The sequence below is a fragment of the Streptomyces sp. NPDC032721 genome (assembly GCF_055579625.1).
Genome location: NZ_JBVIMX010000030.1, coordinates 17,589 through 29,692, shown reverse-complemented (window position 1 = coordinate 29,692; position 12,104 = coordinate 17,589). Strand labels below are relative to the sequence as shown.

Here is a 12,104-nt window from a genome sequence, read left to right as displayed (position 1 = left end):
AACGGTGTCCCCCTCTTCGCGAGCCCACCCTCCACAGACCTCAGTCCTCAGACTTCCGAAGGCCCTCATGTACAAGTTCTTCTTCAATCTCGTCTTCAAGCGGATGGACCCCGAGAAGGCCCACTACCTGGCCTTCCGCTGGATCCGGCTGGCCGCCCGCGTCCCCGTGCTGCGCACCTTCGTCGCCGCCGCCCTCGCGCCCCGGTACGAGAACCTCCGCACCGAGGCCCTCGGCCTGCGCATGCACGGCCCGTTCGGCCTGGCCGCCGGCTTCGACAAGAACGCGGTCGCCATCGACGGCATGACCATGCTCGGTTTCGACCACATCGAGATCGGCACCGTCACCGCCCAGCCGCAGCCCGGCAACCCCAAGAAGCGCCTCTTCCGGCTGATCCCCGACCGCGCGCTGATCAACCGCATGGGCTTCAACAACGAGGGCTCCCAGGCGGTGGCCGCACGGCTGGCCGCCCGTCACCCGGTCTTCAGGGCGACCGTCGGCGTAAACATCGGAAAGACCAAGGTCGTACCGGAGGAGGAAGCGGTCGCCGACTACGTCACCTCCACCGAGCGCCTGGCCGCCCACGCCGACTACCTCGTGGTCAACGTGTCCTCCCCGAACACCCCCGGCCTGCGCAACCTCCAGGCCACCGAGTCGCTGCGCCCGCTGCTGACCGCCGTACGGGAAGCCGCCGACCGCACCGTCACCGGCCGCCGCGTCCCGCTCCTGGTCAAGATCGCCCCCGACCTCGCGGACGAGGACGTCGACGCGGTCGCCGACCTGGCCCTGGAGCTCGGCCTCGACGGCATCATCGCCACCAACACCACCATCGCCCGCGAGAGCCTGGGCCTGAAGTCCGCCCCGGAGCTGTACGGCGAGACCGGCGGGCTCTCCGGCGCCCCCGTCAAGGCACGCTCCCTTGAGGTCCTGCGCCGCCTGTACGCGCGCGTGGGCGACGATCTCGTCCTCGTCGGGGTGGGCGGCATCGAGAACGCCGAGGACGCCTGGCAGCGCATCCTGGCCGGTGCCACCCTCGTCCAGGGCTACAGCGCCTTCATCTACGAGGGCCCGTTCTACGCCCGCGCCATCCACAAGGGCCTGGCCGCGCGCCTCGCCAACAGCCCGTACAAGACCCTCGCCGAGGCCGTCGGCGCAGACCACCGGAAGCAGGCCGCAGCATGACCGTCACCCCCTTCGGCACGCGCCTGCGTACGGCCATGGACACCCGCGGCCCCCTCTGCGTCGGCATCGACCCGCACGCGTCCCTCCTGGCGGCCTGGGGCCTGGACGACGACATCAGGGGCCTGGAGACCTTCACCCGCACCGTCGTCGAGGCGCTCGCCGACCGGGTCGCCGTACTCAAGCCGCAGTCCGCCTTCTTCGAGCGCTTCGGCTCGCGCGGCATCGCCGTACTGGAGAAGGCCGTCGAGGAGTCCCGCGCCGCAGGGGCGCTGGTCCTGATGGACGCCAAGCGCGGCGACATCGGCTCGACGATGGGCGCGTACGCGGCCACCTACCTGGACCCGGCGTCCCCGCTCTTCTCCGACGCGGTGACCGTCTCCCCGTACCTCGGCTTCGGCTCGCTGCGCCCGGCGCTCGACCTGGCCGCCGCGAACGGCGCGGGCGTCTTCGTCCTCGCGCTCACCTCCAACCCCGAGGGCGCCGAGGTGCAGCGCGCCACCGCCGCCGACGGCCGCTCGCTGGCCCAGCTGATGCTGGACCACATGGCCGCCGAGAACGCGGGCGCCGACCCGATGGGCTCCGTCGGCGCGGTCGTCGGCGCCACCCTCGGCGACGCGGGCGCGGACCTCGCCATCAACGGCCCGCTGCTCGCCCCGGGCATCGGCGCCCAGGGCGCGACGCCGGCGGACCTTCCCGGAGTCTTCGGTTCCGCCGTCGGCAACGTCGTTCCGAGCGTGAGCAGGGGAGTGCTGCGGCACGGCCCGGACCTCACCGGACTGCGAGATTCCGCACAGCGGTTCGCCGATGAGGTGCGGGAAGCGGTTTCCGGGGCCTGAGGGAGCGCTCCGGGAGTGCTCGGGGAGCGCTCGGGGGCGGTCCGGACGTGGTGCGGGCGTGGTCCGTGGACGGGTCAAGGATCGAAGTTGACGAATTACTGACCCAAATCCCGGGTGATACGCGGCAAATGTCCGCCTCGTCTGAGGCTGACCAGGACTTTTAGTCCGTTCTCACTGACGGGAGCGGCCATGCCCGCTAGTCTCCGACGAGAGCAAACACACAGCTCCACCGTGTGTTGCTCACCGCGTGCGGAAGGGACTGGTTTCCGCACCGGTCCGTATCCGACAGTTCGACATCCGAGGTGACGTAGGCGTGGCTCTTCCGCCCCTTACCCCTGAACAGCGCGCAGCCGCGCTCGAAAAGGCCGCCGCGGCTCGCCGGGAGCGGGCCGAGGTCAAGAATCGACTCAAGCACTCCGGCGCTTCCCTCCACGAGGTCATCAAGCAGGGCCAGGAGAACGACGTCATCGGGAAGATGAAGGTCTCCGCCCTCCTTGAGTCCCTGCCCGGTGTGGGCAAGGTCCGCGCCAAGCAGATCATGGAGCGTCTCGGCATTTCCGAGAGCCGCCGGGTGCGCGGTCTCGGCTCCAACCAGATCGCATCCCTGGAGCGTGAATTCGGCGGCAGCGCTGCCTGAGCGCTCCCGTCGGAGGTCCGGCGTCCCGGGCACCCCCGGGAAGCTGGAATAATCGCTCCATGGCTGCAACATCCCGGGGGACGTCCCCCGCACCCCCGGACGTACGTCCGCGGCTGACCGTGCTCTCCGGCCCCTCCGGGGTCGGCAAGAGCACGGTCGTGTCGCATATGCGCAAGGTCCACCCCGAGGTCTGGCTCTCCGTCTCGGCCACCACCCGCAAGCCGCGACCCGGCGAGCGCAACGGTGTGCACTACTTCTTCGTCTCGGACGAGGAGTTCGACAAGCTCATCGCCAACGGTGAGCTGCTGGAGTGGGCCGAGTTCGCGGGCAACCGCTACGGCACCCCCCGGGGCGCCGTGAACGAGCGCCTGGAGGCCGGCGAGCCCGTACTCCTGGAGATCGAGCTGGAGGGCGCCCGCCAGGTCAAGGGGTCGATGTCCGACTCCCAGCTGATCTTCCTGGCCCCGCCGAGCTGGGACGAACTGGTCCGCCGGCTCACCGGCCGGGGCACCGAGTCGCCCGAGGTCATCGAGCGCCGGCTGGCCGCCGCCAAGATCGAACTCGCCGCCGAGTCCGAGTTCGACACCACCCTTGTCAACACCTCCGTCGAGGACGTAGCGCGTGAGCTGCTAGCCTTGATGGAAGTTGTTTGATCTTTGTCCATTTTTTCGGGCGTCCCAGAAGACCGGTCCTCCGGGAAGCCGGGTATCCCGGAAGTTTTCGGAAGGTAGAGCGTGTCCTCTTCCATTTCCACGCCCGAGGGCATCATCAACCCGCCGATCGATGAGCTGCTCGAGGCCACGGACTCGAAGTACAGCCTCGTGATCTACGCGGCCAAGCGCGCGCGTCAGATCAACGCGTACTACTCCCAGCTCGGCGAAGGCCTGCTGGAGTACGTCGGTCCGCTGGTGGACACCCACGTCCACGAGAAGCCGCTCTCGATCGCCCTGCGTGAGATCAACGCGGGTCTGCTGACCTCCGAGGCCATCGAGGGCCCCGCCCAGTAGGCGTTATCTGCTCCTTCACCACAGGCCCGACGGCTCGTCCGTCGGGCCTGTGGTGTGTGATGGGTCTGTACGAATCCGAAGAGTGCGGGGAGACGAGACTGTGGAGAAGCCGAAGGTCGTCCTGGGGGTCAGCGGGGGCATCGCCGCCTACAAGGCGTGCGAGCTGCTGCGCCGGCTGACCGAGTCGGGCCATGACGTACGGGTCGTACCGACCGAGGCGTCGCTGCACTTCGTGGGCGCGGCCACCTGGTCCGCGCTGTCCGGCAACCCGGTCTCCACCGAGGTCTGGGACTCCGTCCACGAGGTCCCGCACGTACGCATCGGCCAGCACGCGGACCTCGTGGTGGTCGCCCCGGCCACCGCCGACATGCTCGCCAAGGCCGCGCACGGCCTCGCCGACGACCTCCTCACCAACACGCTCCTCACCGCCCGCTGTCCGGTGCTCTTCGCGCCCGCGATGCACACCGAGATGTGGGAGCACCCGGCCACCCAGGAGAACGTGGCGACGCTGCGCCGCCGGGGCGCGGTCGTCCTGGAGCCCGCCGTGGGCCGCCTGACCGGCGTCGACACCGGCAAGGGGCGCTTCCCCGACCCGGTCGAGATCTTCGAGACCTGCCGCCGGGTGCTGGCCCGCGGCGTGGGCGAGCCCGACCTCACCGGCCGCCACGTCGTCATCAGCGCGGGCGGTACGCGCGAGCCGCTCGACCCGGTCCGCTACCTGGGCAACCGTTCCTCCGGCAAGCAGGGCTACGCGCTGGCCCGCACGGCCCTCGCGCGCGGCGCCCGGGTCACGCTGATCGAGGCCAACACCGGGCTGACCGACCCGGCGGGCGCGGACGTGGTCCGGGTCGGCACCGCCGTACAGCTGCGGGAAGCGGTCCTGAAGGCCGCCGAGGACGCCGACGTGGTGGTGATGGCGGCGGCCGTGGCGGACTTCCGCCCCGAGACGTACGCCACCGGGAAGATCAAGAAGCAGGACGGTGCGGAGCCCGCGCCGCTGGCCCTGGTCCGCAACCCCGACATCCTCGCGGAGGTCGCGGGCGGCGGGAACGGAGCGCGCCTCAGGCCCGGGCAGGTCGTCGTCGGATTCGCCGCCGAGACCGACGACGTACTCGCCAACGGCCGCAAGAAACTGCTGCGCAAGGGCTGTGACCTGCTCGTCGTCAACGAGGTGGGGGAGCGCAAGACCTTCGGCTCGGAGGAGAACGAGGCGGTCGTGCTCGCCGCCGACGGAGCCGAGACCCCCGTCCCGTACGGTCCGAAGGAAGGGCTTGCCGATGTGGTGTGGGACCTGGTCGTCCCCCGTCTCGGTTAAGTCCATGTGTACGGACTGTGTGCTCGCGCGAAGGGGCAATCCTCGAAATAGCGGGATATTTGGCCCCTGGCGGAGATCGCTTTCCGTGCTGCACAATGCAGTGCCGCGGATCACACCCCTCCCATTCGGCGAGACGTGTGGTCCAGCAGGCAGGCACGACCGATAAAGTGGTGGCGGACCGAGGCCGGGCGCAGCTCCCGGCCGGTCCGCCAATGATCAGCCAGCAGCCGCTGCAACCCCAGGGAGCGTTGTGTCCCGTCGTCTCTTCACCTCGGAGTCTGTGACCGAGGGCCACCCCGACAAGATCGCTGACCAGATCAGCGACACGATCCTCGACGCGCTCCTGAGGGAGGACCCGACCTCCCGGGTCGCCGTGGAGACGCTCATCACGACGGGCCTCGTGCACGTCGCGGGTGAGGTCACCACCAAGGCGTACGCGCCGATCGCGCAGCTCGTGCGCGAAAAGATTCTCGACATCGGCTACGACTCCTCGAAGAAGGGCTTCGACGGCGCCTCGTGCGGCGTCTCGGTGTCCATCGGCGCGCAGTCCCCGGACATCGCGCAGGGCGTCGACACCGCCTACGAGAAGCGGGTCGAGGGCGACGAGGACGAGCTCGACAAGCAGGGCGCGGGCGACCAGGGCCTGATGTTCGGCTACGCGTGCGACGAGACGCCGGAGCTCATGCCGCTCCCGATCCACCTCGCGCACCGCCTGTCGCGCCGTCTGTCCGAGGTCCGCAAGAACGGGACGATCCCGTACCTGCGTCCCGACGGCAAGACCCAGGTCACCATCGAGTACGACGGCGACAAGGCCGTCCGCCTCGACACCGTGGTCGTCTCCTCGCAGCACGCGTCGGACATCGACCTGGAGTCGCTCCTCGCCCCGGACATCCGCGAGTTCGTCGTGGAGCACGTCCTCAAGCAGCTCGTCGAGGACGGCATCAAGCTCGACACCGAGGGCTACCGCCTCCTGGTCAACCCGACCGGGCGCTTCGAGATCGGCGGCCCGATGGGCGACGCCGGCCTCACCGGCCGCAAGATCATCATCGACACCTACGGCGGCATGGCCCGCCACGGCGGCGGCGCCTTCTCGGGCAAGGACCCGTCCAAGGTGGACCGTTCGGCCGCTTACGCGATGCGCTGGGTCGCCAAGAACGTGGTCAAGGCCGGTCTGGCCTCGCGCTGCGAGGTCCAGGTCGCGTACGCGATCGGCAAGGCCGAGCCGGTCGGTCTCTTCGTCGAGACCTTCGGCACCGCCACGATCGACACGGACAAGATCGAGCACGCCATCTCCGAGGTCTTCGACCTCCGCCCGGCCGCGATCATCCGTGACCTCGACCTGCTGCGCCCGATCTACTCCCAGACCGCCGCCTACGGCCACTTCGGCCGCGAGCTGCCGGACTTCACCTGGGAGCGCACGGACCGCGTGGACGCCCTGAAGAAGGCCGCAGGCCTGTAAGGCGCACGCACGCCGCACGGCGACCGCTCGCCCTGCCGAGCGGAACCACCGGGGCCCCGGACCGTTTCACACGGTCCGGGGCCCCGGTGCGTGGTGGGCCCGGGTGTCTCGCCGCGGCGGGACACGTGGGGGTGGTCAGAAGGGGAGCGTGGACTCCGTCCCGTTCACGCCGTCCGGTGCTTCGGTGCTTTCCGGTGGGGCGGGGGGTGCGGAGTCGCCGAAGCGGTTGCGGATCCGGTCGGCGGCTTCTTCGTTCATGCCGTGCACCGTGTTGGCGACGAATTGGGCGATCAGCAGGGCCTGCGGGTCGCCGGGTGCCAGGTCCAGTGAGCTCAGCAGCTGCGCGAAGAACTCCTCGGGGGACGCGGCGGATCCGGGCTCGGTTTCGGGGTCAGGGTCCGGGTCCGGTACGGCGCTGAATTCGAAGCCGCCCGGTGCTCCGGGCGTTCCGCCCGGGGGATATGACCCGTCCGGGCCCGGTTCCGTGAGTCCGTCCGGGTCGTCGCCGTCGGGGAAGCCCGGGACCAGGTGCCGCAGCCGATCGTCGATGTCGGTGTTGTTGGCGGCGGAGGTGAGCTGGGCGAGGAGCCCGATGTCCTGGACCGTTTTGTCCACCTTGTCGTCATTGCGGTGCAGCCACCACACGACCGCGCTGCCGGTGTCGCGCAGTACGTCCTTGCCGAGGTAGGCGCGTCGGCTCTGCTCGTACTTGCGCTCGTGCTCCCAGACGGCCTCGTCCTTGCGGACGGCGGCCAGCTTCGCGAGCCGGTCGCGGTCCTGGTCGGCGAGGGTGAGCGAGACGTCCACGGCCAGGGCCTCCACCCGGCCCGTGGTGTCGTCGAGCATCGTGGCCAGCCGGCCGTTCAGCTCGTGCTGGACCAGGGAGGCGCGGTGCGGCGGGCTGACGGCGGTCACTTCCCTGGCCCGGGCGAGCACCGCGTCGACGGCAAGGCCGCTCGCGTTGATCGGAGGGGCGTAGCCGGAGACGGACACCGGGCACCAGCGGATCGTCGCCGAGAAGAGGAAGTCGTAGTCGTCGTAGCTGCTGGGCAGGACGACGTCGGTGACGCGCAGCTCGCGCCTCTCCAGCGGCGGCAGGGGGAGGTCCGGCTCCTGCATGAGCTGCGTGGGGAAGGGGTCCGGCCGGCGCCCGGCGAGGTACAGGGCGAGGAAGGGCGTGGCGATCACCAGGGCGGCGGCGGAGGACCACACCCACAGCGGCCAGTGCCGTACGAGACCGAGGATGGTGACGAGCAGCCCCGCGATCAGCGTGAGGAAGACCGTGACGGTTTTCTGACCGGAACTCATCGTGCGGTGTCCTCCTGTGAGGGCGCGGGCCGTGCGGGCGCGGGCCGGGTCGTCTGGGTGGTGCTGATCTTCTGGAAGAGCCGGACGGGGAGCGCGGCCAGGGAATGGTCGGCGGGCCGTCGGGCGGCCGTGCGCAGCGCTTGGCGGTAGAGCAGGCCGAGCAGGTCGCCCCGGCGTTCGCAGGCGTCGACCAGGATGTCCAGCAGGCGGTCCTCGTACGGACTCCCGGAGCAGGCCGCGCGCAGCCAGGCCACGGCGAAGGGCGCCCACCCGGACTCGGTACGGTCGTCGAACACCGCCGTCCAGCAGTGCACGAGGTGCTCGCGCACCTGGGTTTCGGCGAGGAGCGGCCGGGGCCGGTCGGCCGCGTCGAGCAGGGGGCCGGGCGCGGACAGCGCGAGGAAGATGCCGGGATCGGCCGGCTGCACGGTCCGGGAGGACCGGGCGAGCCGGTAGAGCATCTGCCGCAGCAGCCGGTGGTCGTCCTCGATCAGGCCGGTCAGCGCTTCGAGGGCCTGACCGGGCCGGTTCTCGTGCCGGGCCAGGTGGTGCAGGCGGACCAGCGCCGCGTAGGGATGGTGCACCGCCACTTCCACCGCGCAGATCTCGACCAGTACCCGGCGCAGGGGTGCGGAGAGATTGGCCCGCGTCGCCCATTCGCGGATGACGGCCAGGAAATGGACGCCGTACTCCGCGTTCCGCAGACCGTGCTGCAGGACCTCGGCGGCGGACCTGTGCTGGCGGTGGCCGGTCCTGTCCGCGGTCCAGCGCTGGACGAGTTCGACGAGGTCCTCCGGCCGGTCGGCCGCCAGACAGTGCTCCGTGAACCTCCGTACCAGGGCCGACCGTTCCTCCCGCGAGAGCTCCGGGAGGCCCACCGCCTTCTCGGCCCATCCGGTCAACGGCTCGCGCATGCCGGGGAAGTTCCTGCGCAGGTGGCGGCGGGCGAGGGCGCCGGTGGCCGGGGCGGTGAACCGGACCCGACCGTCGTCGTCGATGTCCGCGTGCACCTGCCGCAGCCGCTCGGAGAACGGCTTCCGGTCCAGCAGCGCCCGTACCTCCGTCTCCGGATGCGTGGCGTCCAGGAGCAGCGCCGCGCCTCGGTGCACGACGTCCGTGCGGGAGGAGTGCAGCATGGCCGTGGCGAGCAGGAGCGCCCGGTGGGTTCCCTTGCGTACGTCGTCGAACCGGTCGACGGCGCTCGGGGGAGGCGCGACCAGGGCGAGGGCGTGGGCCCAGGCGTCGCCGATCGCCGTACCGCGCGCCAGCCGGTCGCAGAGCTCCTGGGCGAGGCTGCCCACCTTGGTCAGCGGCGGAGCGCTGTTCAGGTACGAGCTGACCGCGGGCGGCGGGCTGTGGGCGTGCGCCGGATCGGCACCGTCGGACTCGCGCAGGTGCTTGCGGACGATGGAGAGCTCCATGCCCGGCAGCCGCGAGACCCGGCAGCGCATGTCGCCCAGGGCGCCGCCGGGGCGGTGGTCGGGCCGGGACGGCAGCACCACCACGAGCGCCGCCTTCCGGTCGAGCAGCACCTGGCGGAAGGCGGACAGTTCGCCGCTGATCCGGTGCCAGCGTTCGGCGGGAGCCTCCGAGAGGTCGAGCCACAACCGGTCACCGTCGTCGACGGTCGTCGGATCGAGGAGGCTCCGCCCGGGATACTCCTCCTCGTCCAGCACCACCTCCTGGAGTACCCGCCGGGCGGGGGCCAGGCCGCTCAGCAGGATCTTCGCGGTGGCGGTACGGCCGCTGCCCGCCGGACCGTCGAGGAGCACGGTCCGCCACCTCGCCAGCTTCTCGCAGGCCTCGTTGAAGCCGCGCGGCTCGGCGAAGCGCTTCTGGAGCCAGCTGAGTTCGTCCTCGGCCTCGGCGCGCGGGGACTTGGCCCGTGGCGGCCCGAGCAGCGGTTCTTCACCCTTCCCCGGAGGTGCGAGCGAGATGTGCACCGAACCGGTACCCGAGTTGACCAGGTAGGCCTGGTCCAGTCGGCTGGTGGGGGCTTGGGTCATCGGGCGCCGTCCTCGCGCCGTTCCTCCGGCGGCCGTGCCTCCCGGTTCCTGCCGCCGAACGTCTGGTGGATGCCGCCCTGGTTGTCCCCGGCGATGTACTGGGCGCCGTCGCCCGTGAAGTGCGGGAGGTGCAGGTCGCCGGAGCCCGAGTTGACCGGGCCGTGGGCCTGGCCGATGTGGGTGGTGGGGGCCATGTTGATGCCTCCCGAGACGTTCCCGGCCTGGACGGCCGAGCCGTGGTTGTCCCCCATCGAGTTGTTCACCGAGCCGGGCTCGGGGCGGGGCGGCGGCGCGGTGGCGGCCCTGAACGCCCGCTCCGCGGCCGCGAGTTCGGGTACCCGTGCGGCCAGGGCGTCGCCGATGGCGGTCAGGCCGTGCTCGGCGTCCTGGTTGTCGTAACGGAGGGACTGCAGGTGGGCCAGCTTCTCCAGGACGTCGGGGAGGGCGGCCGGGCGCAGGCGTTCCGTCCGGCGGCCGATCAGCACGGGCACCACGGGTATGTCGCAGTCGAAGGCCTCCAGGATCTCCCTGCGCACCCAGTCCGTGGGGTCGTGCAGCTTGGGCGAGGACTCCCAGTCCTTGCCGATCATGGCGAGCAGCACGGCGCTGCGCCGCACCCCGCTGAGCAGCTTGCCGTCGAAGACGACGCCCGGCGCGATGGACTTGCTGGCCCGGAAGATCCGCTCGCCGCCGAAGCGGCGGCTGAGGTCGCGTTCCAGGGTGGTGGCGACCTCGTCGCCGTCGCCGGTGCGGTAGTTGATGAAGACGTCGACCATGCTGCTTCCCTTTCGTCGTACGAGCGGTTACGGGAGCGGTGCCGCGGCGGGGGACAGAGCGAGCGCGAGCTGCGGGGCGAGCGCGCGGACGGCGGGGTGCGCCGGGTGCCGGCCGAGGGCCCTGGAGAGGCGCCGCAGATCCTGCGTGACGGTCGCCGAGTCCACCGTGCGCGCCGCGTCGAGCACTTCGGCGGTCAGGGAGCAGGCGTGGTCGAGGTCGCCCGCGAGCGCGTGGCTCAGGGCGTGACGGGTGCCGTAGCGGGCCCGGGTGCGCAGGGCGGTGGCCGGTACCCGGGCGAGTTCGCGCCCGAGGGCCTCGGCGGCCTCGCGCGGCCGGCCGAGATCGAGGAGGGACCAGCCGGTGATCATCGCCACCGGGTCGGAGAGGTTCGTCGTGCCGATGACGGGCGGGGCGGTGCTGGCGGGGGAGGTGCTGGTGCTGGTACCGGCTTTGGCTGTGCCTACGGTTCCGGTTTCGGGTCCGTCCCGGGCCAGGAGGTCCCTGGCCCGGTCCAGGAGGCGCATACAGGCGCTGTGGTCGCCCGCGAGCGCGTGCCCCTGTGCCTCGCGCTGGGCGGCGAGGCCACGTACCCGGGCCGGGGCGCGGCCGGTGCGGGCCTCCTGGGCCAGGGCGATGGTCGCCGTGGAGTTGCCCCGGTAGTACGTGACGAGTCCCCGGCGCACCAGGGCGTACGAGGCGAACCCGGTGTCGCCGTTGGCGAGGGCGAGTTCCACCGCGTACTCGGTCCAGCGCAGGGCCGCCGCTCCGTCCCCGGCCTCCTGCGCCATCCAGCCCGCGAACTCGGCGTACCGCGCGCACAGATCGAGCAGTCCGCGCCCGGTGCGGGGGCCGCTGCGCTCGGCCAGCAGACGCAGCGCGCGGGTCTGTTCCGCCAGTGCGGGCAGTACGGCGGCGGGCGGTGCCACCTGCCCCAGCCGGCGGTACTGGTCGAACATGCCGCGGGAGATCTCCAGGAGGGTGCCGTCCGCCGGGGGCGCCGCCGGACGGGGCGGGGCGGAGGAGGCGGGCGGGGCAGCGGAGGCGGGTGGGGAGGACGCGAGGACCGTCGTGCCCGCCAGGACGGAGGCGACGCCCGCGGTCACCACCTGACGGCGGGCCGGGCCGTTCCCGTGCCTCGTCGGGCCCTCGGCCGTGGGCAGCAGGGCGAGGAGGGCTCCGTCCGCGCCGAGCTCCGCGTCACAGAGTCTCGCCAGTTCCTCGGCGGGCCGCTTGTGCCCGGTCTCGACCTTGCTGAGGTGGCCCTTGCTGTAGTGGATGCGCAGGGCCAGCTCCGCGACGGTCAGCCCCGCGCCCTGGCGGGCCCTGCGTAACTCGCTGCCGAACGCGGAGGGCGACGTCGGCCCCTGGTACGACTCGTACGGCTGGTACGGCACTTCGTCCCCCGTCTGTCTCTTTCGTACGTCGTCCTTCGTCTGTCGTCGCGAGCCAGGTTGGGCCCGCAGGACGGGCCGGACAAGGCGGCCGGTGGGGTTTCCCGTTTCCCGAAGTGGAGGGAACCCGATCCGCTTCGCGCTGTCGAGACGGCGAAATCGGACAGGCGGGCCGGGGCCGCTGTCAG

General features: G+C 71.4%; 11 protein-coding genes. 7 read left to right on the top strand and 4 right to left on the bottom strand.

Going from position 1 to position 12,104, the window contains the following annotated elements:
- The first annotated feature begins 67 nt into the window (after positions 1-67).
- The 7 genes from ACZ5PB_RS39600 to metK all read left to right on the top strand — a co-directional run bounded on the left by ACZ5PB_RS39600 (position 68) and on the right by metK (position 6,434).
- Complete coding sequence (locus ACZ5PB_RS39600) at positions 68-1,180, top strand: quinone-dependent dihydroorotate dehydrogenase (RefSeq protein ID WP_468698163.1); 1,113 nt, start codon at positions 68-70, stop codon at positions 1,178-1,180.
- The gene (gene pyrF, locus ACZ5PB_RS39595) at positions 1,177-2,016 is read left to right on the top strand and encodes an orotidine-5'-phosphate decarboxylase (protein ID WP_468698161.1); all 840 of its coding nucleotides are present in this window, start codon (positions 1,177-1,179) and stop codon (positions 2,014-2,016) included. The genes ACZ5PB_RS39600 and pyrF overlap by 4 nt, the downstream gene beginning before the upstream one ends.
- Positions 2,017-2,329: 313 nt before the next feature.
- A complete protein-coding gene (locus tag ACZ5PB_RS39590; protein ID WP_014157387.1) occupies positions 2,330-2,653 on the top strand; it encodes an integration host factor in 324 nt (107 codons plus the stop codon).
- 59 nt (positions 2,654-2,712) lie between these two features.
- Positions 2,713-3,306, top strand: a complete 594-nt coding sequence (gene gmk / locus ACZ5PB_RS39585; RefSeq protein ID WP_468698159.1) for a guanylate kinase — start codon at positions 2,713-2,715, stop codon at positions 3,304-3,306.
- An 81-nt stretch (positions 3,307-3,387) separates the two neighbouring features.
- A complete protein-coding gene (rpoZ, locus tag ACZ5PB_RS39580) occupies positions 3,388-3,660 on the top strand; it encodes a DNA-directed RNA polymerase subunit omega (protein ID WP_028814064.1) in 273 nt (90 codons plus the stop codon).
- Between the two features lie 100 nt (positions 3,661-3,760).
- A complete protein-coding gene (coaBC, locus tag ACZ5PB_RS39575; protein ID WP_468698157.1) occupies positions 3,761-4,975 on the top strand; it encodes a bifunctional phosphopantothenoylcysteine decarboxylase/phosphopantothenate--cysteine ligase CoaBC in 1,215 nt (404 codons plus the stop codon).
- Between the two features lie 250 nt (positions 4,976-5,225).
- A complete protein-coding gene (gene metK / locus ACZ5PB_RS39570; protein ID WP_468698155.1) occupies positions 5,226-6,434 on the top strand; it encodes a methionine adenosyltransferase in 1,209 nt (402 codons plus the stop codon).
- A gap of 135 nt (positions 6,435-6,569) precedes the next feature.
- Here the strand turns inward: metK and ACZ5PB_RS39565 are convergent, their stop codons facing one another.
- Genes ACZ5PB_RS39565 through ACZ5PB_RS39550 form a run of 4 tightly spaced genes read right to left on the bottom strand, consistent with a single transcriptional unit; the run spans position 6,570 to position 11,919 of the window.
- The gene (locus tag ACZ5PB_RS39565) at positions 6,570-7,742 is read right to left on the bottom strand and encodes a hypothetical protein (RefSeq protein WP_468698153.1); all 1,173 of its coding nucleotides are present in this window, start codon (positions 7,740-7,742) and stop codon (positions 6,570-6,572) included.
- Positions 7,739-9,748: a hypothetical protein gene (locus ACZ5PB_RS39560; RefSeq protein WP_468698152.1), complete on the bottom strand. Its 2,010-nt coding sequence runs from the start codon at positions 9,746-9,748 to the stop codon at positions 7,739-7,741. The genes ACZ5PB_RS39565 and ACZ5PB_RS39560 overlap by 4 nt, the downstream gene beginning before the upstream one ends.
- Positions 9,745-10,524: a toll/interleukin-1 receptor domain-containing protein gene (locus ACZ5PB_RS39555; protein ID WP_468698150.1), complete on the bottom strand. Its 780-nt coding sequence runs from the start codon at positions 10,522-10,524 to the stop codon at positions 9,745-9,747. Before ACZ5PB_RS39555 ends, ACZ5PB_RS39560 begins: the two co-directional genes overlap by 4 nt.
- 27 nt (positions 10,525-10,551) lie before the next feature.
- A complete protein-coding gene (locus tag ACZ5PB_RS39550) occupies positions 10,552-11,919 on the bottom strand; it encodes a helix-turn-helix domain-containing protein (protein WP_468698149.1) in 1,368 nt (455 codons plus the stop codon).
- Between the last annotated feature and the right edge of the window lie 185 nt (positions 11,920-12,104).